At 68.2% G+C, this 22658-nt stretch carries 20 protein-coding genes; 14 read left to right on the forward strand and 6 right to left on the reverse strand.

Going from position 1 to position 22658, the window contains the following annotated elements; translation table 11 throughout:
• Positions 1-9 precede the first annotated feature (9 nt).
• The 14 genes from JIX56_RS05790 (at position 10) to JIX56_RS05855 (ending at position 13029) form a co-directional block, all read left to right on the forward strand.
• On the forward strand, positions 10-603 hold the full coding sequence (locus JIX56_RS05790; protein ID WP_257537681.1) for a carboxymuconolactone decarboxylase family protein: 594 nt from the start codon (positions 10-12) through the stop codon (positions 601-603).
• Positions 600-1448, forward strand: coding sequence for a fumarylacetoacetate hydrolase family protein (locus JIX56_RS05795; RefSeq protein WP_257537682.1), 849 nt, complete (start codon positions 600-602; stop codon positions 1446-1448). The genes JIX56_RS05790 and JIX56_RS05795 overlap by 4 nt, the downstream gene beginning before the upstream one ends.
• Before the next feature lie 35 nt (positions 1449-1483).
• Positions 1484-2026 (forward strand): MarR family winged helix-turn-helix transcriptional regulator, encoded by a 543-nt coding sequence (locus JIX56_RS05800; RefSeq protein WP_257537683.1) that lies wholly within the window; start codon positions 1484-1486, stop codon positions 2024-2026.
• 167 nt (positions 2027-2193) lie between these two features.
• On the forward strand, positions 2194-2724 hold the full coding sequence (locus tag JIX56_RS05805) for a cupin domain-containing protein (RefSeq protein WP_257537684.1): 531 nt from the start codon (positions 2194-2196) through the stop codon (positions 2722-2724).
• Positions 2721-3920: a cytochrome P450 gene (locus tag JIX56_RS05810; RefSeq protein ID WP_257537685.1), complete on the forward strand. Its 1200-nt coding sequence runs from the start codon at positions 2721-2723 to the stop codon at positions 3918-3920. The genes JIX56_RS05805 and JIX56_RS05810 overlap by 4 nt, the downstream gene beginning before the upstream one ends.
• Positions 3921-3962: 42 nt before the next feature.
• Positions 3963-4286, forward strand: coding sequence for a (2Fe-2S)-binding protein (locus JIX56_RS05815; RefSeq protein WP_257537686.1), 324 nt, complete (start codon positions 3963-3965; stop codon positions 4284-4286).
• Positions 4283-5533 carry an NAD(P)/FAD-dependent oxidoreductase gene (locus JIX56_RS05820; RefSeq protein WP_257537687.1) on the forward strand — a complete coding sequence of 417 codons (1251 nt, stop codon included), beginning with the start codon at positions 4283-4285 and terminating at the stop codon, positions 5531-5533. Before JIX56_RS05815 ends, JIX56_RS05820 begins: the two co-directional genes overlap by 4 nt.
• A complete protein-coding gene (locus JIX56_RS05825; RefSeq protein ID WP_257537688.1) occupies positions 5530-7020 on the forward strand; it encodes a class I adenylate-forming enzyme family protein in 1491 nt (496 codons plus the stop codon). The genes JIX56_RS05820 and JIX56_RS05825 overlap by 4 nt, the downstream gene beginning before the upstream one ends.
• 283 nt (positions 7021-7303) lie before the next feature.
• On the forward strand, positions 7304-8422 hold the full coding sequence (locus JIX56_RS05830; protein ID WP_257537689.1) for an alcohol dehydrogenase catalytic domain-containing protein: 1119 nt from the start codon (positions 7304-7306) through the stop codon (positions 8420-8422).
• Between the two features lie 134 nt (positions 8423-8556).
• Complete coding sequence (locus JIX56_RS05835; RefSeq protein ID WP_257537690.1) at positions 8557-9747, forward strand: acyl-CoA dehydrogenase family protein; 1191 nt, start codon at positions 8557-8559, stop codon at positions 9745-9747.
• Positions 9744-10637 carry a 3-hydroxybutyryl-CoA dehydrogenase gene (locus JIX56_RS05840; RefSeq protein ID WP_257537691.1) on the forward strand — a complete coding sequence of 298 codons (894 nt, stop codon included), beginning with the start codon at positions 9744-9746 and terminating at the stop codon, positions 10635-10637. The genes JIX56_RS05835 and JIX56_RS05840 overlap by 4 nt, the downstream gene beginning before the upstream one ends.
• A gap of 3 nt (positions 10638-10640) precedes the next feature.
• Positions 10641-11729, forward strand: coding sequence for an S-(hydroxymethyl)mycothiol dehydrogenase (locus tag JIX56_RS05845; protein ID WP_257537692.1), 1089 nt, complete (start codon positions 10641-10643; stop codon positions 11727-11729).
• Positions 11726-12361: an MBL fold metallo-hydrolase gene (locus JIX56_RS05850; protein WP_257537693.1), complete on the forward strand. Its 636-nt coding sequence runs from the start codon at positions 11726-11728 to the stop codon at positions 12359-12361. The genes JIX56_RS05845 and JIX56_RS05850 overlap by 4 nt, the downstream gene beginning before the upstream one ends.
• 113 nt (positions 12362-12474) lie before the next feature.
• Entirely contained in the window at positions 12475-13029 is a 555-nt protein-coding gene (locus JIX56_RS05855) for a transposase (protein ID WP_257537694.1), read from the forward strand.
• Here the strand turns inward: JIX56_RS05855 and JIX56_RS05860 are convergent.
• The 6 genes from JIX56_RS05860 to JIX56_RS05885 form a co-directional block, all read right to left on the reverse strand.
• On the reverse strand, positions 13014-14612 hold the full coding sequence (locus JIX56_RS05860) for a tannase/feruloyl esterase family alpha/beta hydrolase (protein ID WP_257537695.1): 1599 nt from the start codon (positions 14610-14612) through the stop codon (positions 13014-13016). The genes JIX56_RS05855 and JIX56_RS05860 overlap by 16 nt on opposite strands.
• Positions 14613-14703: 91 nt before the next feature.
• Positions 14704-15555, reverse strand: a complete 852-nt coding sequence (locus tag JIX56_RS05865) for an SDR family NAD(P)-dependent oxidoreductase (RefSeq protein ID WP_257537696.1) — start codon at positions 15553-15555, stop codon at positions 14704-14706.
• 15 nt (positions 15556-15570) lie between these two features.
• The gene (locus JIX56_RS05870) at positions 15571-16593 is read right to left on the reverse strand and encodes an alpha/beta hydrolase (protein WP_257537697.1); all 1023 of its coding nucleotides are present in this window, start codon (positions 16591-16593) and stop codon (positions 15571-15573) included.
• Positions 16594-17264: 671 nt separating this feature from the next.
• Complete coding sequence (locus JIX56_RS05875) at positions 17265-18674, reverse strand: amidase (protein ID WP_257537698.1); 1410 nt, start codon at positions 18672-18674, stop codon at positions 17265-17267.
• Between the two features lie 219 nt (positions 18675-18893).
• Positions 18894-20432: a tannase/feruloyl esterase family alpha/beta hydrolase gene (locus JIX56_RS05880; RefSeq protein WP_257537699.1), complete on the reverse strand. Its 1539-nt coding sequence runs from the start codon at positions 20430-20432 to the stop codon at positions 18894-18896.
• A 299-nt stretch (positions 20433-20731) separates the two neighbouring features.
• Positions 20732-22270 carry a tannase/feruloyl esterase family alpha/beta hydrolase gene (locus tag JIX56_RS05885; protein ID WP_257537700.1) on the reverse strand — a complete coding sequence of 513 codons (1539 nt, stop codon included), beginning with the start codon at positions 22268-22270 and terminating at the stop codon, positions 20732-20734.
• Positions 22271-22658: the final 388 nt, after the last annotated feature.

A 22658-nucleotide genomic window follows, 5' to 3' on the forward strand; every position in this document is an offset into this window, starting at 1 on the left:
AGGTCTCCGATGTCGGGAGAAGTGCCCGAGAAGGCCCGCCTGCAGCCCGTCGACGAGGGCGAGCTGCACGAGAAGACACTGACGTCGCTGGCGCCGTACCGCGATCAGGACGGTCGGATCTACACGATCTGGGCGACGCTGGCCCACCACGAGGAGGCGCTGCGCCGCTTCATCGTCTTCGGCAACCACGTACTGGGGAAGAACACCCTGCCGCTGTCGTCCCGCGAGCTGATGATCCTGCGGATCGCCGCCCGGGCGCGGGCCGCGTACGAGTGGGACCAGCACGTCCGCATCGCCCGCCGCGCCGGGCTCGCCGACGACACGATCCTGGCCGCCGCGACCGGCGACTGGGACGGACTGGACGAGCTGGACCGGGCGCTGCTCACCGCCACCGACTCGCTCCTGGACCGCCAGGGCGTCGACGACGAGCTGTGGGCCCGGCTGACGGCCCACCTGAGCACCGAGCAAGTCATCGACGTCCTCTACACCGTCGGCCAGTACCTGACCATCGCCACCGTCATCAACACCCTCGGGGTCCAGGTCGAGGGCGACCTCGCACTGCCCCTCCCCGAACCGACCGAGAAGAAGGAAGAAGCCGCATGAAGCTCGCCAACCTCGCCGGCCGCCCGGTCGTCGTCCGCGACGACCTCGCCCTCGACATCGCGGACGCCGGCAAGGGAGCGATCGAGCCGCGTCTGGAGATGCTCTCCGATCTCTCGCTCCACGACGAGCTGCGCACCCTCGCCGAGCGTGCCGAGGATGCGGACTGGAAGCCGTTCGACCCACAGGACCTGGGCCGGGTCGCCAAGCCCTACAAGGCGATCGGCGTGGCCCTGAACTACCGTGCGCACGCCGAGGAGTCCAACCTGCCCGTCCCGGACGAGCCGTCGGTGTTCGCCAAGTTCGCCTCATCCGTGGTCGGTCCGTACGACTCCATCGTGGTGGATCCGCAGTACGACAAGGTCGACTACGAGGCCGAGCTCGTGGTGGTCATGGGGCGGACCGGCAAGAACATCCCCGAGGCCGACGCCTGGTCGTACGTCGCGGGGGTCACCGCCGGCCAGGACATCAGCGACCGCAAGGAGCAGTGGCGCAAGCCGATCAACCAGTTCACGCTACCGAAGTCGTACGACACCTTCAGCCCGATCGGCCCGTACCTGGTGACCGTCGACGAGTTCGCGGACCCGAACGACATCGAGGTGGCCGGCTGGGTCGACGACTTGGAAGTGCAGCGGGGCCGCACCTCGGACCTCATCTTCAGCGTGCCCGAGCTGATCGCCTGGCTGTCGAGGCGGGTCACGTTCGAGCCCGGCGACCTGATCTTCACCGGCACCCCCGCAGGCTGCGGAGTCCGCCGCACTCCTCGGCTGTACCTGACCGAGGGTAAGGTCCTGCGGACCGAGGTCACGGGCGTCGGCACTATGGTCAACCCGGTCATCGGCGGCTGACTGCGGTCCGGTCGGACCAGAGAGGGCGGGAGATCGTGACGGAGACCGCAGGAGAAGCGGAAGCCGCGAGGCTGCGCCGGACCCGGGAGTTCTCGGAGCTGCTGCGCCATCACCATCGCGAGCTGGGCACGACCGATCCCCGGGACCTCGACGCGATCGAGATGGTCACCGACCTCACCCGCCTCGAAGCCCGGCTCACCAAGGACTTCGAGAAGCACGTCCACCGGCCGCTCGGCCTGACCTGGGCGGGCTTCCGCATCCTGAACGCCCTGTGGGCCTACGACGGGCTCGCCCAGCAGGACATCGGCCGGGTCTCCGGCTCCACGCGCGCCAGCATCTCCAGCGCGCTGACGACCCTGGAGAACCGCGGACTGGTCACGCGCATGCGCGTGGAGACCGACCGCCGCCAGCTGATCGTCGAGCTCACGGAAGAGGGCCGCGAGACGCTGCGGAAGGCCATCGAGGCCCAGACCCTGCGCGAGCGGGCGTGGACAGCTGTCCTGCGCGACGACCAGCTCGGTGAGCTGGTTCACCTGCTGCGAACCCTGGTCAATCAGGAGACCCCGGCCGCAGACTGAACGACCGCGCCCGGCCCCTCGGACGACTGCCCGTTGCCCGCGGTGACACCACCTTCCAAATTCGTCAGAACTTTGACTGTCACACCTCTATCGAATATCCCCTAAGCGCTTTAACGTTCAGCCACCTTCACCTGACGCCCCCCGTCGGTTTCTCAAGGGAGAGAATCATGGTCCGTCGTGTCGTCACCGGTGTCAGCCCGAGCGGCAAGCCCGTGATCATCAGTGACGGCGAGCCGCCGCGCACCCATCAGTGCATCCACACCCCGGGCCACGCCAGGTCCCTGGTGTGGAACACGACGGCGCCCGCCACCCCGTCGGCCGACCCGACGGCATCGCTGAAGTCCTTCGTGCCCGCTCCCGGCGAAACGATCGCCCTGACCGTCACCTTCCCGCCGAGCACCGTCTACGCCGACCCCGGCTTCGACCCCGCCGCCGCGGCGGCCGAGCAGCTGGCGACCTCCTCCGGACTCGCCGAACTCTTCGAGCCCGACAACCCCGGTATGCACACCACCCCCACCGTCGACTACGGCGTGGTCCTGTCCGGCGAGATCGTCCTCGACCTGGACGGCGGCGAGACGGCAGTCCTGGGACCCGGCGACATAGTCGTGCAGAACGGCACCCGCCACGCCTGGCGCGTCACCGGCACGGAGCCCGCCACGATGTTCTTCGTCCTGATCGGCGCGAGCGGGACGTCATGAGCGCCGTGACCACCGCGGCCCCCGGCGCGCCGGTCGTCGACCTCGACCTCGCCGAGCTGCGCCGCGACCCGTACCCGGCCTACGCCGAACTGCGCCGCACCGCCCCGCTGGCCTGGGTCCCGTCGGTCGGACGGCATCTGCTGACCCGGTACGAGGACATCGTCCACGCGGAGAAGCTGCCGGAGGTGTTCAGCTCGCGCGAGGAGGGCTCGCTGCTGCTGCGCACCGTCGGCCCCAATCTGCTCCGTGAGGACGACCCGGAGCACCGGCGGCTGCGGGCCGCGGCCGAGCCGCCGACCCGCCCCCGCCAGGTCCGCGACCTGTGGGCCGAAACCTTCGAACACAACGCGCACGAGCTGCTCGACCGGATCGCCGGGCGCGGCGAGGCCGACCTGATCGGCGACTTCGCCGAGCCACTCGCGGCGGCCAACCTGGCCGTGGTCCTGGGGCTGCGCAACGCCGGCGCCGACGACATCTCCGACTGGTCGCGGGCGATGATGGCGGCGAACGGCAACTACGCCGACGACCCCGACATCTGGCTGCGTGCCGAGCAGGCCACCCGGGACATCGAGGACGCGGTGGCCGAGATGGCCGATGCCGCCCGCCGCGAGCCCGACGGCTCGGTGATCTCCTCCATGGTCCACGCGGCCGATCCGGTGGAGCTGACGGAGATCCAGAACAACATCAAGGTCATCATCGGCGGGGGCGTCAACGAGCCGCGTGACGTCTTCGGTGTCGGTGCGCAGGCACTGCTGCAACGCCCGGACGTACTGGACCGGGTCGTGGCCGATCCGGGTCTCTGGAAGCGGGTCTTCGAGGAGACCGCGCGCTGGATCTCGCCGATCGGCATGTATCCGCGCCAGCTCACCCAGGACTACGAGATCGCGGGCGTCGCTCTCCCCGCCGGGAGCCGCGTGGCCCTCGTCATCGCCTCGGGGAACCGGGACGAGTCGGTCTTCGAACGAGCCGACGAGTTCGACATCGACCGACCGCACCGGCCGCATCTCGCCTTCGGAGGCGGTCCGCACTTCTGCATGGGCGCGTGGGTCGCACGCCACGAGGTCAGCGCGCTCGCCTGGCCCCTCGTCTTCAGCCGCCTCAAGGTACTCCGCCTCGTCGAAGGCGCGGACGACCTGATGGAGGGCTGGGTGTTCCGGGGACTCACCTCGCTGAACGTCACCTGGCAGACCAGCTGAGTCTGGTACGCCGCCTGAGCCGGTCCCCACCGGGAGGACTTCATGCCCATCGTCATCTTCGAGTTGCCCGACGGCACCCAACGCAAGGTCACCGCCGATTCCGGGACGGTGCTCATGCAGGCGGCCGTGTCGAACGGCGTCGACGGCATCGTCGCAGAGTGCGGAGGTAACGCCTCCTGCGCCACCTGCCACGTCTACGTCGACGAACGGCACGGCGAACAGGTGGGTCCGCCGAACGACGTCGAGGACGAGATGCTGGACTTCACCGCCGCCGAACGCCGGCCCACCAGCCGGCTCAGCTGCCAGGTCCAGGTCTCCGACGCGCTCGACGGGCTGGTCGTCCACATCCCCGAGGAGCAGGTATGAGCGGCACCAACGCGGGCGTGGTCGTCGTCGGGGGCGGACAGGCCGGGTTCAGCGTCGTCCAGGCCCTGCGCGGCGCCGGGTACGAGGGCCCGGTCACCGTCTTCGCCGACGAGCCCCGGCTGCCGTACCAGCGGCCCCCGCTGTCCAAGAAGGCCCACACCGAACCGGAGGGCCCTGGCGTCGACCTGGTGCCGGAGTCCTTCTACCGCGAGCGGGACATCGAGCTGCGGCTCGGCGAGTACGTCGCCGCCCTCGACACGGCCGCCTGCGCGGTGACCACCGGCTCGGGCGAGCGCGTCCCGTACGAGCACCTGGTCCTGGCGACCGGCGCGCGCAACCGCCCGCTGCCCGTGCCCGGCGCCGAGTTGGCGGGCGTCCACGCGCTGCGCTCCCTCGACGACGCCCTCGCGATCGGCCGGGCGCTGACAACGGCCCGTGACGTGGTCGTCGTGGGCGGCGGGTTCATCGGACTGGAACTGGCCCAGGTCGCCCAGGCAGGCGGAGCACGCGTGACGGTGGTCGAACTGGCCGACCGGCTGCTCAGCCGGGCCGTCTCACCTCAACTCGAGGAGCATCTGCGGGAGCGGCACGAGCGCGACGGCGTCCGGATCCTCACCGGGACGGCCGTCGAGCGGATCGAGGGCACGGGTGGGCAGGTTCACCGGGTCGCCACCAGCCAGGGCCCGCTGCCCGCCGACCTCGTGCTCTACGGCGTGGGGGCCGTGCCCAGGGACGAACTGGCCCGGGAGGCCGGGCTGGCGGTGGACGACGGGGTGATCGTGGACGAGCAGCTGCGCTCGGTCTCCGATCCCCGGGTCTTTGCCGTGGGCGACTGCGCCCGGTATCCGCATCCGCACGCGGACGGGCTCATCCGGCTGGAGTCCGTGCAGAACGCCATCGACCAGGGGGCGCTCATCGGCCGCCGTATCGCCGGGGGCGCCGCCGGGCCGTACGAGAGCCTGCCGTGGTTCTGGAGCGACCAGGGTCCGGTGAAGCTCCAGATCGCGGGGTTGCGGGCGACCACCGACGAGGTGCGGGTGGTGCCCGGTGACACCCCGGAACGGCTGGCCACGTACGCCTTCCGCGACGAGCGGCTGGTGGCCGTGGAAACACTGAACTGGCCCGCCGAGCACCTGGCGGCCCGTCGACTGCTCCAACAGGACCCGCCCGTATCCCCCGCCGACCTCGCGGGGTCCACCCTCGGCGCCCTCGCCCGCGCCCGACGCACGAAGGAGGTGCGCGCATGACCGCAGACTCCACCGAGGTGTGGTTCGGCGCCCACCTCGTGACGAGCGCGGCCGAGGCGGGCTCGCGCACCGCCCTGGTCTTCGCGGACAAGTCCTGGACATATGCCGAGCTAGATCTCGCCGTACGGCGCACGGTCGCCCGGCTCGACAAGTTCGGGGTGCGCAGGGGCGACCGGGTGGTGATGCAGGGGGCGGCCCGGCCCGAGGCGCTGATCACGCTGTTCGCCGTGACGCGGATGGGCGCGGTCCTCGTACCGGTCCACCCTCAGGTGACCGGCGCCGAGCTGGCGGTGTTCCGCGAGGAGACCGCGCCGCGTGCGGTGGTCGGTGACGAGCGGTTCCTGAGCGCGGGGCCGGGCGATGGCGGTGGTACGTGCTTCCGGCTGACGTGGGACGAGCTGTACCCCGGCGACGAGGCGTCGGCGCCGGCCGCCGATCCCGAGCCGCCCGCCGGGTCCGATGTCGCGATCATCGCGTTCACGTCCGGGACCTCCGGCCGCCCCAAAGGGGTCGCGCTCACGCACGACAACCTGCGCTGGAGCATGGTCAACGGCCTGTCCCTGCTGTCGGTCGGCGAGGACGACGTCGCCCTCGTCTCCACCCCGCTGGCGCACGTGGCCGTACTGGGCGGGCTTCCGCAGTACACCTGGGCACGGCGCGGAACGGTGGTACTGGCGCCGAAGTTCGACCCGGACCTCTTCACCGACCTGGTCCGTGACCACAGGGTGACCTGCGCGTTCGCGGTGCCCGCCATGGCCGCGCTGCTGGCCCGACACTCCCGCTTCACCAGCGCTGACCTGGACACCCTTCGGTGGATCCTGTCCGGCGGGGCACCGGCGCAGACGGCGACCCGGGCGCAGCTCCATCAGCGCGGCATCGGGGTCGCCGACTCCTATGGGCTGACAGAGACGTGTGCCGGGGTGACGTACTCGCCGCTCGACACGGCCGCCACCCTCGCGGGGCGTCCCGTGCCCCACGTCGAACTGCTGGTCGTGGACGAGGCGGGGGCGCCGGCTCCTGCGGGTGCCGCCGGTGAGATCTGGGTGCGCGGGCCGTCGGTCGCCTCGCACTACTGGACGGCGACCGGGCTGCGGCACGCCACGGACGCTGAGGGCTGGTTCCACAGCGGCGACCGGGGACGGGCCGACGCCCAGGGCCGGCTGGAGGTCGTCGGCCGGGTAAAGGACACGATCATCACCGGCGGCGAGAACGTCGACCCCGCCGAGGTCGAAAACGCTCTGGCCGACCTTCCGGGCGTGGTCGAGGTCGCGGTGTCCGGGGCGCCGGACGAGGTGTGGGGCGAGGTCGTGACCGCCTTCCTCGTCTCCGACTCCGGCGAACCGACGCTCGACGACGTCCGCGCCCACCTCGACGGACGGCTGGCCCGCCACAAGTGGCCCCGCCGCCTCCACGTCGTCCCGGCACTGCCCCGAGGGGCGACCGGGAAACTCCAGCGACAGCGGCTGACGACGCTGCTGGACGACTGAGATCACGCACGCCGTTGGCACGGTCCGACCGGACCGACCGGGCGACCGGGCGACCGGGCGACCGGGCGACCGATCACGCCGTACGACGACGACGGCGACGCCGTACAGACGGCACCGGAGGTGCGGTTCGACGGCCGACATCAACACCGCAGAACCGCATCTCCCAGAGCTCCACACCCCAGAGATCCCCACGCACATCCCGCCCCCCCCACATCCATATCCCCGAACCATGAGATGGGGGCCGGCTCCACCGGCGACATCTCCACACCACGAAGGAGTGGCCATGAGTGCGACCATGCGAGCCGCGCGGATGCACCACGTCGGCGAGCCCATGCTGATCGAGGAACTCCCCGTTCCCGAGCCGGGCCCCGGCGACGTCCGGGTGGCCGTGCACGCCGTCAACATCGTCCCGAACCTCGCCAACATCCTGAATATGTGGACCACGTGGTTCCCGCACAGCCCGCTGCCCACACTCCCGGCGATCTTCGGGCTCGACCCGGCCGGTGTGGTCGAGGCGGTCGGCGAGGGAGTCCAGGGCTGGAAGGTCGGCGACCGGGTGTACGTCAACCCGGGCCGCAGCTGCGGGGCCTGTCGGTCCTGCCGCAACAACGACTCGATCAACTGCGCCAGTTACGCCTTCGCCGGGTACTTCGGTTTCTCCCCCACCGCGATCGACCTCCTCGACCGCTACCAGGGCGGCCTCGCCGAGTACATGGTCGCCCCCGCCTACTCCCTGGTGAAGCTCCCCGCCAACCTGTCCTTCGACGCCGCCGCCCGCTTCGGCTACCTCGGCACCATGTACTCCGCCCTCCGCAAGGCCGGCGCCGGTCCGGGCAAGTCGATCCTGGTCAACGGCATCAGCGGAACCCTCGGCATCGGTGCCGCCCTGCTCGCGCCCGCCATGGGCCTGACCGAGGTGTACGGCACCGGCCGCGACCAGGGCCTGCTCGACCAGGTCGACAAACTGGGCGGCGGCCGACTGCACCTGCACTCCCTCAACGACGGTCCGCTGGACGACTGGATCCACCAGGAGACCGACAACCACGGCGTCGACATCTACATCGACGCCCTCGGCCCGGGCGCCCCGCACGAGACGTTCCTGGCCGGCATGCGGGCCATGGCGCGCGGCGGCATCGCGGTGAACATCGGCGCCGTCGCCGGTGACCTGCCGATCGACATCCACCGCATGATGGACCAGCAGCTGCGGCTCATCGGCTCGGCCTGGTTCACCTCCGGCGAGGGCCAGACCATGGCCGACATGGTGGAGGCGGGCTTGCTCGACCTGAGCCCGCTGGAGCACCAGGTCATCCCGCTGGAGCAGGTCAACGAGGCCATCAGCGGCATCGCGGAGCGCAACGGCGGCTTCAGCAACTTCATCATCAGCCCGACGGCGACGTCCTGAGCCCTATGGCCGGGGGCCGTCGGCCAACTCCCCCTCAGGACCGGCGGCCTCCCTCCCCATCCCATCTCCCTTCACCTCTGCTCTCCTCTCGTCTCCTCTCATCTCTCCTCGCTTCTCTTCGCTTTGGAGCCCCGATGCACGCGCAGAACTCCGGCCGTCCGGCCGACCCCCTCGACCTTCTGGAGATCGACAGTTTGCTGACCCCGGACGAGCGTGCCGTGCGTGACGCCGTCCGCACCTTCTGCGACCGCCGCGTGGAACCGCACATCGCCGAGTGGTTCGAGCAGGGCGCGGTCGAGGACATCCGTGGACTCACCAAGGAACTCGGCGAGCTCGGCCTGCTGGGCATGCACCTGGAGGGCTACGGCTGTGCCGGTATGAGCGCGGTCGACTACGGCCTTGCCTGTCTCGAACTGGAGGCGACCGACTCCGGGCTGCGTTCCCTCGTCTCGGTCCAGGGTTCGCTGGCCATGTACGCGATCTGGGCGTTCGGGTCCGAGGAGCACAAGGAGGAGTGGCTTCCCCGCCTCGCCGCCGGCACCGCCATCGGCTGCTTCGGCCTCACCGAGCCCGACTCCGGGTCCGACCCGGGCAGCATGCGCACCGCCGCCCGCCACGACGGCGACGACTGGATTCTCGACGGTCGCAAGATGTGGATCACCAACGGGTCGGTCGCCGACGTGGCGGTGGTCTGGGCCCGCACGGACGACGGCATCCGCGGTTTCGTGGTGCCCACCGACACCCCCGGCTTCTCGGCTCCGGCCATCAAGCACAAGATGTCGCTGCGGGCATCGGTGACGAGCGAGCTGGTCCTGGACTCCGTACGGCTGCCCGGGAGCGCCGTCCTGCCGGAGGTACGAGGGCTGAAGGGCCCGCTGTCCTGCCTCAACGAGGCCCGGTACGGCATCGCCTGGGGCGCCATGGGCGCCGCCCGCTCGTCGTTCCGAGCGGCACTCGCCTACGCGGGCGACCGGGTCCAGTTCGACCGCCCGATCAGCGGCTTCCAGCTGACGCAGGCCAAGCTGACCGACATGGCCATCGAGCTGGCCAAGGGCACGCTGCTCGCCTTCCACCTCGGCCGCGCCAAGGACGACCGCGGGCTGCGCCCCGAGCAGGTCAGCTTCGGCAAGCTCAACAACACCCGCAGCGCGCTGGAGATCTGCCGTACGGCCCGCACCATCATGGGCGCGAACGGCATCTCGCTGGAGTACCCGGTCATCCGGCACGCCAACAACCTCGAGTCGATCCTGACCTACGAGGGCACCGTCGAGATGCACACGCTGATGATCGGCCAAGCCCTGACGGGGCAGGCGGCCTTCCGGTGAGCGCTGGGCCGGGCGCGGACGTGCGCAGGGTCGGCGTCGTCGGCTGCGGACTGATGGGCGCGGGCATCGCCGAGGTCTGCGCCCGGGCCGGCTTGGACGTCGTGGTGCACGAGGTGAACGAGGAGGCGGCCAAGGCCGGTCGGTCCCGGATCGCCGCCTCGCTCGACCGGGGCGTACGGCGCGGCAAGCTCACCGGTGAGGAGCGCGACGCCGCCCTGGACAGGGCGCGGGTCACCTCCGACCTCGTGGACCTGTCCGACCGGGACCTGGTGGTGGAGGCGGCGACCGAGGACGAGGCAGTGAAGCTCGACCTCTTCGCCGCCCTCGACCGCATCGTCGTACGCGAGGACGCGCTGCTCGCGTCGAACACCTCTTCACTGCCCATCATGAAACTGGGCAGGGCCACCACGCGCCCGCACCAGGTGATCGGGGTGCACTTCTTCAATCCGGTCCCGGTCCTCGGCCTCGTGGAGATCGTGCCGTCCCTGCTGACGAGTCCTCAGACCCGGTCCCGCGCAGAGGAGTTCGTAACCGGCACGCTCGGCAAGCAGGTGATCCGCTCCCCGGACCGGGCGGGCTTCGTGGTGAACGCCCTGCTGGTGCCGTACCTGCTCTCCGCGATCCGGATGCTGGAGTCCGGCTTCGCCTCCGCGGAGGACATCGACACCGGCATGGTCCTCGGCTGCGCCCACCCCCTGGGCCCGCTGAGCCTGGCCGACCTGATCGGCCTGGACACCCTCGCAGCGATCGCCGACGCCATGTACGCCGACTTCAAGGAGCCCTTGCACGCCGCACCTCCGCTGCTGTTGCGCATGGTGGAAGCCGGGCTGCTCGGCCGGAAGTCGGGGCGCGGCTTCCACGACTACTCGGAATCCCAGAAAGGCAGTTGACCCATGGCGCAGGAAGTACGCGGCGTGATCGCAGCGGGCAAGGACGAACCGGTACGGGTGGAGACGATCGTGGTGCCCGATCCAGGCCCGGGCGAGGCCGTGGTACAGGTGCAGGCATGCGGGGTCTGTCACACCGACCTGCACTACAAGCAGGGCGGCATCAGCGACGACTTCCCGTTCCTGCTGGGCCACGAGGCGGCGGGCGTGGTGGAGTCGGTCGGCGAGGGGGTCACCGACGTTGAGCCCGGGGACTTCGTCATCCTGAACTGGCGGGCGGTGTGCGGGAATTGCCGGGCCTGTCTGCGCGGCCGGCCCTGGTACTGCTTCAACACGCGCAACGCCACGCAGAAGATGGCCTTGGCCTCGACCGGCCAGGAACTCTCCCCGGCACTCGGTATCGGCGCGTTCGCGGAGAAGACACTGGTCGCGGCCGGGCAGTGCACCAAGGTCGACCCGTCGGTCGCCCCACAGGTCGCCGGACTGCTGGGCTGCGGCGTGATGGCCGGGATCGGTGCCGCGATCAACACCGGGAACGTCGGCCGGGGCGACACGGTCGCGGTGATCGGCTGCGGCGGTGTAGGGGACGCGGCGATTGCAGGGGCGAACCTGGCCGGGGCAGCGAAGATCATCGCCGTCGATATCGACGACCGCAAGCTGGCCACAGCCCGCGCCGTGGGCGCCACCCACACCGTCAACTCCCAGCAGACCGAACCCGTCGAGGCGATCCGCGAGCTGACCGGCGGCTTCGGCGCGGACGTCGTCATCGAGGCGGTCGGGCGCCCGAAGACATACCGGCAGGCCTTCTACGCCCGCGACCTCGCCGGCACGGTCGTCCTCGTCGGCGTACCCACCCCGGAGATGAAGCTCGAACTCCCCCTCCTGGACGTCTTCGGACGCGGCGGCGCCCTGAAGTCCTCCTGGTACGGCGACTGCCTGCCCTCCCGCGACTTCCCGATGCTCATCGACCTGCACCTGCAGGGCCGCCTAAACCTGGAGGCGTTCGTGACCGAGACCATCCAACTCGACGAGGTGGAGAGGGCCTTCGAGCGGATGCACCACGGCGACGTCCTGCGCTCGGTCGTGATGCTGTGAGCGGGGCCGTACGTGTCGAGCGGGTCGTCACCGCCGGGACCTTCTCACTGGACGGCGGGACATGGGACGTCGAGAACAACGTCTGGATCGTGGGTGACGACCACGAGGCACTGGTCGTCGACGCGGCCCACGACGCCGACGCCATCGCCGAGGCGGTCGGCGACCGTCGCCTTACGGCCATCGTGTGCACCCACGCCCACAACGACCACATCGACGCCGCGCCGTCACTGGCCGACCGCACCGGTGCGCCGATTTTCCTGCACCTGGACGACCGTCTGTTGTGGAAACACACGCATCCCGACCGGGATCCCGACGGCTACCTCTCGGACGGCCGCCGTCTCACCATCGCCGGGACGGAACTGACGGTCCTGCACACCCCCGGGCACACTCAAGGCGCGGTGTGTCTCTACGCTGAGGAACTGGCCACGGTTTTCACCGGAGACACCTTGTTCCAGGGCGGGCCGGGGGCCACGGGACGTTCGTACTCGCACTTCCCGACGATCATCCGCTCGATCCGCGACCGTCTGCTGACGCTGCCGCCCGAAACCACGGTGCGTACCGGACATGGGGACGACACCACGATCGGCGCCGAGGCGCCGCATCTCGACGCGTGGATCGAGCGCGGTCACTGACTGTCGGGTTCGCCCCCGGGGCGGCAGGGTGTACTGGTGGCCCACTTCGTCGATGCGTAGAGCCGGCGGTGAAGCCAGTTCCTTCATCCCGCCGACGTCTGCCGAGGGGCACCGTGAGCAAGATCCGGACCATATCCGGACCAGCCCTGCGATGGACAAGGGCTGTCGCCTCTGAATCGTTCGGCCGTCGTCGAGAGCGTCGATGCCGCGAGCGGGAAGTGCACACGCGAGACCGCTACGCGATCACGGATCTGACCTCGGCCGAAGCTTCCCCGCAGAAGATCGCCCGGATGGCCCGTTCGCAGTGGACGATCGAGAACCTGCTGCACCACGTCCGGGACACCACCTTCTCCGAGGACGCCTCGAAGGTCCGTACCGGGCACGGGCCGGCCAACATGGCCACCCTCCGCAACCTCGCGATCAACGCCCTCCGCGCTGCGGGCCACCGCAACATCGCCGCCGGACTCCGCGAAGCCTCCTACGAACCCTCACTCACCCGCTCAAGCTCCTGGACATCAACTGACCAGCACCGACGCATGATCACCACGCCTTTGAATCAGCCCTGCCGAGTAGACACCCGCGCGTTCCACAGCCCAGACCGGCTATACGGCTCGGCGGGACACGATCACATTTCCGCGGCTTCGTACGGGGTTCACGAGGCGCGATAGGCGAATAGTGGGCGGGTGTCGAGCAGGGCGCCGGTCGTTGGGTCGTAGCGCTCGCCGATGATCGAGTCGGGGGCGATGTCGTGCTCGACCCAGTTCATGAGCGCCGTCATGCCAGCGGCCCTGGACAGACCGGGACCGTCTCCCGCGAGATGGCAGTGCCCGTCGCCGGCGCACAGGTAGAGCCGCAAGAATGGGTCCGTATTCTCGTGGCCACCCATCGTGTCGAGAACCCGCTCGTAGTAGTGAAGGGCGCCCTCTGGAAAGATGGTTTCGTCTGTCAGGCCTTGGGTCAGCAGCACCTTTCCGCCAGCGTCGCTCAGACCCGAGAGGTCGGGATCGTCGGTGTCGAGCATGGCGAACTCAGCCACGCTGCGATCAAAGAGCTTCTCGAACTTTTCATACGTCAGGGTGGTCCAGTCCCAGTCCGGTTCCCGCGCTACCCACGCGCCGAGATAACTCAGCGGCAACACATGCGGCGCCGGCTGCAGTTGACCGTCGACGGTCACGGTGCCAGCCATTCCGATTCCAGGCAGCCGCCCGAGCAGTTCACCCCAGCACTCGGTGCCCGGACGCAAGCCGTACCACAACCGCTCGCCGGAAGCGCGTCTCGGGCCGTCCCAGATCTTGCGCATCACCCGGGCATCAGCCTCGGTGATCACGCCGGCCTCGGTATCAGTTCCGACGATGCTCTCCGTAGCCCAGTCCGGAACCGTGACGTCGGGAAGGAAATGATCGCCGCCGGGTCCGGTCACGGCGCTCAGGAAAGCGTCGCGGAAGGTCGCAAGCTTCGCCGGCGGCAGCGGATTGTTCTCCTCTTTCATCACCAGGGCCGGCCACATTGCCGCGGGGACGAACCGGCTCCAGTACAACGCCGGGTCCACAGCCCAGATCCCGTCATAGTCACGCGGGTAACGCTGGGCCTGCATCATCGCTGTCCGTCCGCCACCGGAGGAGCCGTGATAGTACGAGTGGATGGGAGCCACCCCGTAGGCCGCCTCGGTGACCGACTTGCCGACGATGGTCATTTCGTGGGTGCTGCGGTGCAGCCAGTTCTCGATCAGGTCCCGGTCCAGCTGCCGCGTCTCGGGATCGAGCCCCCAATCGATCAGGCCCTCCTCCCGGTTGCCGGAGTCGGTCGCCGCGACGGCGAAGCCGTTGCGCAGGGCGCCATGCATGGTCGCCGCTCGCATGGGCACTGAGTACGCCAGAGCCCACAAAGGTTCGGTTCGGTTCCCTGCGCCACCGACACCAAGGAACCGGCCATTCCAGTCCAGCGGCAGCCACACGATCACCTCAGCGACATGTCCGCCTGGACCCGCCTGATGCAAGCGGACATCGCAGAACTCGGGCAGGTCGGTGATCTCGGGCGATAGAGGCGCACCAGGGACGCTCGGCGACGGCGGCTGGAAGCGCCCGCTTGTGTTGAGCGCGACCGAGACGACCTCGACACCCTCGAGATGGGAAACCGCCGCGGCGATGACCTCGGCCGTGCAACCATCGAGTCCCCGCGGGTCCCGCGCCAAGTCTTCCCTCGGCACCCACTGCTCGGTGCTGATCGGACGATAGAGCGGTGCTGATCTCACACTTGCTCCTCAGCGAATAGGATGGGCCACGTCAGAGTACGGTGTCGCCTTACGGCGAATACCTGCTCTGCGCGCTTTAGCGTCGACCCCCTCAGTGCCCAGGCGCGAATTCTTCGATCGTAGGAGTCACTGGGTTCTTTCCGGACGCCATGGCCTCAGCCCGAGCCCACACCATCTGCTTTGCGTATTCAGGGTGGGTGAGAATGTAAAGCTGGTTCTCGCGCACACCTCTGAACACCATCTCCGTGACGGCGTCAGGAGAAGCGCCGGCCGCAAGTATTTCCGCGACCATCTTGCGCTGATCAGCCAATCGGGGGTCCAACTCGTAGCGCGTGGGCAGTCCGGCCGGCCGATGTGCTTCGTCATTTGCGATGCCAGTAGCAACTGCTTCCGGGCAGAGCACCGAAACGCCGAGCGGCACGCCATCTGCCTGCATCTCCGCGAACAACGCTTCTCCAAGGCTGATAATGCCGCCCTTCGCCATCACATAAGGAGCCGTGTAGGCGGCACCAATGAGCCCCGCCATTGACGAGGTCATCACCAGGTGGCCCTCGCTGCCGGAGTCGATCATCTTCGGGAGGAAGGCGATGATCCCATTGACGATACCGCCGATGTTCACACCAATTTGCCAGTCCCAGACCGCGCCGCTAATCGTGGAAATCGCCTGGACGCAATTGACCCCGGCATTGAGTACGGCCAGCTCGACACTTCCGAACCGGTCGTAGACTCGATCGGCCGCTTCGAGCACCGCGGTCCGATTGCTGACATCGGCCTCCAGGGTGAGCACCTCCACGCCACCACGTTGGAGCTCCTCTCCCGTCTGGTGCACAGCCGGGTCGATGTCGATGAGCGCCACGCGCATACCTTCAGCTGCGGCGAGCGCGCCGATCGCTCGACCGATCCCGCTGGCCCCGCCAGTTACGACCGCTACCCGTCCCCGCAATTCCTTGCAATTCCTTCATGTCCGGCACGTCCCATCAGGGCCGATGGCGCGGCGCATGAACTCGTCTCGTGCTGCCAGGCACGCGCGTGAGATCGCCGCATGCGGCGCCAGCGCTTCGAACCCGTGATAGCCGCCGCCCCACAGGTGCAAGTCGACGCTCACTCCAGCTTGAGACAGTCGAGCGGCATAGGTCAGGGTCTCGTCCCGCAAACCGTCGGCCGATCCGCATTCAAGGTACGTTCTCGGTAGACCGGACAGGTCGGTGGCGCGTGCGGGTGCGGCATAGGGACTGACGTCTGGGCCGCCACGCCGGCTGCCAAGGAGAGCGTTCCAGCCGAACAGGTTGTCGTTGCGATCCCAGGCGCCCTCGCCGTCAAGCATCCGACTACTGTGAGTCTCTAGTCGGTCGTCAAGCATGGGGCACAGCAACAGTTGGTGGCTCAGGGTGGGGAATCCGCGGTCTCGCGCAAGTAGTGCGACGCCCGCAGCCAGACCGCCGCCAGCGCTGATTCCGGCAATGAGCAGACGCTGCGCATCAATACCCAGCTCATCCGCATGATTTGCCGTCCACAGGAGGCCTGCGTAGCAGTCCTCAACTGGTGCCGGATCGGGATGCTCAGGTGCGAGCCGGTACTCGACTGACACGATGGCAGCTTTCCCCTCGGCGACATACGGCAGGAATTGATCGACTCCGGTGAATCGGTTGCATGCGACCATGCCTCCGCCGTGCGTGTGGTAGATGCCTGGCAGACCCGACGCGCCGGCGGACGGGCGGAGGATCACCAACGTGATATCCGGGGCACCCTCAGGTCCGGGCACCTGACGCTCTTCGACGCGCACAGCCCCCCCGACAGTGAAGTCGATCGGATCCACCCCCGGAGGTGGCCCTGAGACCAACTTCCGGAATGTCGCCAGCGATTCGCTGGTGAGGGTCGGGAATGATTCCAGCGCGGCGAGAATTGGCTCTATCTCTGGATCGAAGGGAGGCCGAATCGTAACGCTACCGGGGACCGTTTGACCAGCTGCCTGCTGTTCCATAAGAACCTCCTGAGTTGGTGTCTCCGTGATGTATCGCAGCAGATGGATCATTTAACGAGTGGTCGCCGTACCAGGTCCCTCGCCGCTACTGGTGCCTCGCTGCTGGCGTGGGCTGTTGACCGCAACACCTCTCCGCTCGCCTGCCGAGCGGACTGAATGCTGAGCCCCGAGGGAATGTTGAGTGGGATGATGGCTTGGCGTCACCGAATCGGTTCCGGCCTCCGAGCCGATCGAATTCGGCTGGGGCCGGCACGGTGATCTCGTGGCCGAGGGCCTCGGGGCCTGCGACCCAGGCGTAGTAGCTGGAGCGGGCGGTCTTCATCACCCGGCACAGCAGCACGACCGTGAAGTTGGCCTTGGCCTTCTCCGCGTGAATTCATCGGCAGATGTCGCTCACCGATCGCTGTCCTTCGCGAAGAAGGCAGTCGCTCACTTTAGGATTTCAATGTTTTCGCCTGTTCCGCCGGCAGCTTCCGTAGCTGCCTCAACTCCTCGTTCCGATCGTCCCCGCCACTCGGTCGGCGGCCGTCGCCGGGCCAGCCTCGGCGGCCCAGGCCTGCGTGACCTACCCCCCGCAGGCTCTCCCCAACTCGCGGGCGACATCGGTCACTGTCCGCCCCGACGAGCGCATGAGCTCGATCGCGTCGCGCTTCGAGACTGTTGGTGACGGGCTACACCGCCACAGCGGGGCGGGTCACTTGGGGGAAGGCATCGAGGTAACTCTTGGCTGCTCTGAAGAGCAGGTCCTCGCGACCGGGTCGCGTGATCATCTGTAGGCCGACGGGCAAGCCGTCGACGAACCCGCACGGTACAGTCAGCGCCGGGAACCCGAGCAGATTGAACAGCCCTGTGTGGGCACCATAGGTTGGCACGAGGCCACCTCCTAGTAGGCCCCACTCGTCGAGGGTCTTCGGGAGGATCGGCGTGGTAGGGCTGAGGAGGATGTCGTTCTCCCGTAGCACACGCATTGTGGTTTGCCAGACGCGATCCCGCAGGGCTGTTGCCGCTTCGTACTCCTCAGAGGAAGGGGCTGCCAGGTCGGGTACAGGAACCGGGGGTTCCAGATCCAGGCCGCGCGCTTTTTCCAGCTTCGCTTGAAGTTCCACGAACTCGCTGGGCTTGACGAGGTGGGCGTTGTTCACCGGCTCGAACGCGGCGATGAGTGTGATCAGTGCATCCCAAGAGGGCTCCCACTCCTCACCGGTGATGGTCACCTCAGCGCCGAGGGACCTCAGGTTGTATGCCGCCGTCCGGGCAGTTGCGTTGACTTTGGGCGTTTCGTCGAGGGCGACTGCGCTCGACCACCCGAAGTCGTCGGTCCATGCGAAGCGGAGTCCGGCCACGCCGTCTTCCAGGTTCGAGAGGTAGTTCGGCGGATCGTCCTGGATGGCGTTGAGGTCCCTGCCATCCGGGCCCGCCAGCACCTGCGTGACGATCGCGCAATCGCGGACGTCACGGGCCAGTGGTCCGACGGACATGATCAACATCAACGAGGCCTTGTCGTAGTCGACGTAAGGGATCAAGCCGCGTGTTGGGTGAAGTCCGAGAACTCCGTTCCATGCAGCCGGCAGGCGCGTTGATCCCCCGGAATCCTGGCCAAGAGAGAACGGCACCATTCCTGCCGCAACCGCGGACCCACTTCCTCTGCTGGAGTTGCCAGGTTCGCGGCTGGTGTCCCAGGGGTTACGGGGACGCTCGCCGGGTTCGAAAAAGTAGGTGGCGACGGTGCCCAGCAGGATGGCGCCGGCTTTACGTAGTCGCTCGACAGGAATGCTGTCCCGCCCAACGCTGTCAGTTTTCCAAGGTGCCGAGCGCATGCCCTTCGCCTTGACCATGTCCATCACCGCGAATGGCACGCCGTGGAGTGGACCGATCGGGCCTCCGCCTGCTACCTGCTCTTCCGCTCGTCGGGCCTGTTCGAGGGCACCTTCGGCGTCGACATTGGCGAAGACATGAAGCGTCGGGTCGAGCTTGGCGATCCGGTCCAGGAAATGTCGTGTCACCTCCACAGGTGACACCTCCCGTGACGCGACAAGCGCCGCTATTCGCCAGGCTGGCAACCACGTCAGTTCTTCACTCACGATGTACCTTTCGATGGTGTTGGCACGAGCAGGACAGGTTTCGCTACGCGATGCTCGGTGAGCTGCACCCCGTCTCGTAGCGACCCTGAAGCCAGGTCTATGGTCTTGGCGTAAGGGGGCGCACGAGCAAGTGCCAGCGCCACGGACGTATCCCGACGAGCTTCGCGAACGCGTCGTCCGCGAGGTCCGCAGCAGCGGCCGCCTCTGTGTACGCGGCGCCTACCGGAAAGCCGGGATCGTACGACTCAATGTGACCTTGCCGGTCTCCATGTCGTAACCCTGCGCGGGGATCTCGTCCGGTGCGACGCCCTCCTCGACCCACCGCATCAGGGCACTCATCGTGCCGCCGATCGTGGCACCGGCGGAGGTGGCCGTGACGTAGACGTGCCCGTCGCCCGAGCCCATGAAGAGGCGGGCGAAGTCGGCGACCTGCTCCTGGCCGCCCATCTCCTGGTGGACGCGCCGGAAGTAGTCGGTGCTCCCCTGGGCGAAGATGACCTCGTCGCCCGTGGTGTGGGTGAGGATGAGCTTGCCGCCGCTGTCGCGCAGGCCGGACAGGTCCGGGTCGTCCGTGGCGAAGTCGGCGAACTCCTCGACGCTGCGGGCGAATAGTTCGCGGAACTGCTCGAAGGTCAGGGTCCTCCAGTCCCATTCGGGGTCGCGGAGGAGGTAGGCGCCTATCCAGTCTTTGGCGATGATGAAGGGTTCGGGGACCAACTCGCCGTCCACCTCGGTGGTGCAGGCCAGGCCGCCCTGCAAAATGCTCGCCCCCCAGCTCTCGGCTTCGGGGTGCAGCCCGTACCAGAGGAACTCGCCGTCCGCCGTGCGCGGGCCCTCCCAGATCTTCCTTACGACTTCGGCGTCGAGTTCGGTGATCTCGCCGTCGGAGGTTTGCGTGCCCACCAGCTCGGCGGGGTCGACGGCACGGTCCGCCGCGACCGCCTTCGCGCGGAATGCCTCGAACTTCGCGGGAGTGACGACGTTGCCCAGTTCCTTCATCACCAGGGCCGGCCATACTCCGGCCGGAACGAACTTGGTCCAGTTGATCGCCGGATCCACCGACCAGATGCCGTCGTAGTCGTCGGGATACCGCTGCGCCTCGGCCATGGCCTGCCGGCCGCCTCCCGAGGCGCCGGAGAAGTAGGAGTAGCGGGGCGGTACGCCGTGGATGGCCTCGGTGACCGCCTTGCCGATCACGGTCATGTCGTGGGTGGCGCGGTAGGACCAGTCGCGCAGCAACTCCCGGTCGATCTCCCGGGTCTTCTCGTCGAGCGCGTACGCGTTCAGCCGCGGGTCCCGGATGCCGCCGTCGGTCATCGCGGTGGCGAATCCGTTACGGAGTGCCACGGGCATCGGCACGACCCGGAAGGTCTCAATTTCGATCCACGGAGACGAGGTGAGCATCCCTCCACCGCCGGTGCCGAGGAACCGCTCGTTCCACGCGAGCGGCACCCATACGGTGATCTCGGCGACGTGCCCGGCAGGAGTGGTCCGCTCTAGGCGGACGTCGCAGAAGTCGGGCAGATCCTCGATGTACGGGGGAAGCTCCATGATGCTGTCGAACTTCGGTGGCGTATTCTCGGTCCGCCCGCTGGTGTTGACCGTCGCCGAGGTGACCCTGACCCCGTCGAGATGGGAGACCGCCTTCCCGATCGCCTCCGGGGTGCAGCGGTCGCCGACGTCTGTCGCGGTGATCGGGTCGTCCGTCGAGACCCAGCGGGACATTCCCTGCGGGTCGAGCCGTACGGAAACAGTCATCTCGCGTAGCCTTCCTTTTCTTGAACTGGCGTTTTAGCAGGGAGAGTTGCCCGGTGGCCCGCCTTTGGTCAGGGAGCGGCCACCCCCATCAGGTGTGCGCCCCGGGCAAACGCCCGCGCACTCCCACACCTTGATCGGCTACACCACGACAAGGGGCACGATCCCCTGAAGCCAGGTCTATGGTCTTGGCGTAAGGGGGCGCACGAGCAAGTGCCAGCGCCACGGACGTATCCCGACGAGCTTCGCGAAGGCGCCGTCCGCGAGGTCCGCAGCAGCGGCCGCCTCTGTGTACGCGGCGCCTACCGGAAAGCCGGGATCGTACGACTCAATGTGACCTTGCCGGCCTCCATGTCGTAACCCTGCGCGGGGATCTCGTCCGGTGCGACGCCCTCCTCGACCCACCGCATCAGGGCCGTCATCGTGCCGCCGATCGTGGGTCCGGGGGAGGTGGCGGTGACGTAGCCGTGCCCGACGCCCGAGCCCATGAAGAGGCGGGCGAAGTCGGCGACCTGCTCGTGGCCGCCCATCTCCTGGTGGACGCGCTGGAAGTAGTCGGTGCTCCCCTGGGCGAAGATGACCTCGTCGCCCGTGGTGTGGGTGAGGATGAGCTTGCCGCCGCTGTCGCGGAGGCCGGACAGGTCCGGGTCGTCCGTGGCGAAGTCGGCGAACTCCTCGACGCAGCGCGCGAAGAGTTCGCGGAACTGCTCGAAGGTCAGCGTCCTCCAGTCCCATTCGGGGTCGCGGAGGAGATAGGCGCCCAGTACGTCCGTGGCGATGAAGAAGGGTACGGGTACCAACTCGCCATCCACCTCGGTGGTGCAGGCCAGGCCGCCCTGCGAGAGGTTCGCCCCCCAGCTCTCGGCTTCGGGGTGCAGCCCGTACCAGAGGAACTCGCCGTCCGCCGTGCGCGGGCCCTCCCAGATCTTCCGGACAACTTCGGCGTCCATTTCGGTGATCTCACCGTCGGGGGTCTGCGTGCCCACCAGCTGAGCGGGGTCGATCGCACCGGCTGAACGGGTCGCCGCCGCGCGGAAGGCCTCGAACTTCGCGGGAGTGACGACGTTGCCGAGTTCCTTCATCACCAGGGCCGGCCATATCTCCGCCGGAACGAACTTGGTCCAGTTGATCGCCGGATCCACCGACCAGATCCCGTCGTAGTCCTCCGGATACCGCTGCGCCTCGGCCATGGCCTGCCGGCCGCCACCCGAGCAGCCGGAGAAGTAGGAGTAGCGGGGCGGTACGCCGTGGATGGCCTCGGTGACCGCCTTTCCGATCACGGTCATGTCGTGGGTGGCGCGGTAGGACCAGTCGCGCAGCAACTCCCAGTCGATCTCCCGGGTCTTCTCATCGAGCGCGTACGTGCCGGGGCGCGGATCACGGACGCCGCCGTCGGTCATCGCGGTGGCGAATCCGTTACGGAGTGCCACGGGCAACGACACGATCCGGAACCCCTCCAGGTCCAGCCACGGGATCCAGGTGCGCAACCCTCCGCCGCCGGTGCCGAAGAACCGCTCGTTCCACTCCAGCGGCACCCACACGGTGATCTCCGCGACGTGCCCGGCAGGCGTCGTCCGCTCCACACGGACGTCGCAGAAGTCGGGCAGACCCTCGACGAACGCGGGCTGTTCCGGGCCACCCTCGAACATCGGCGGCGCATTCTTGGCCCGCCCGCTGGTGTTGACCGTCGCCGAGGTGACCCTGACCCCGTCGAGCCGGGAGATCGCCTTCTCGATCGCCTCCGGGGTGCAGCGTTCACCGACGTCCGTCGCGGTGATCGGGTCGTCCGTCGAGACCCAGCGGGACATTCCCTGCTGGTCGAGCCGTACGGAAACAGTCATCTCGCGTAGTCCTCCTGTGAATTGCGGCCGTACGACCGAACGCGTGCGGGATCGCGCCTGTCGAGACCTGGGCTGCGGGGCCGGATGCGAATGGAAGTGATCCGAACACGTACGGATCCCCCAGCACAAGGTTCCATGCCCTCTACATTCATCGACAGTTCGGATGATGGATCCGAAGTGACAGGCAGGCATCCAGGAAGCGGCAGGTCAGGGCTACCAGGATGCCGAGCCAGGCCGGAGCCGACGAAAAAAGAGGCCTCCACCCCTTGCCAGATCTAGATTGTACGTGTTCGGATTAATTGCGTCAGCGGTGCACAACAGCACCGCCATCTCGGACGTCGGCACCCGCCCGCGTGGCCAGATCTGTGCCTTCACTCCCCCGTCCGGG

This window comes from Streptomyces sp. CA-210063 (assembly GCF_024612015.1).
Classification (GTDB): Bacteria; Actinomycetota; Actinomycetes; order Streptomycetales; family Streptomycetaceae; genus Streptomyces.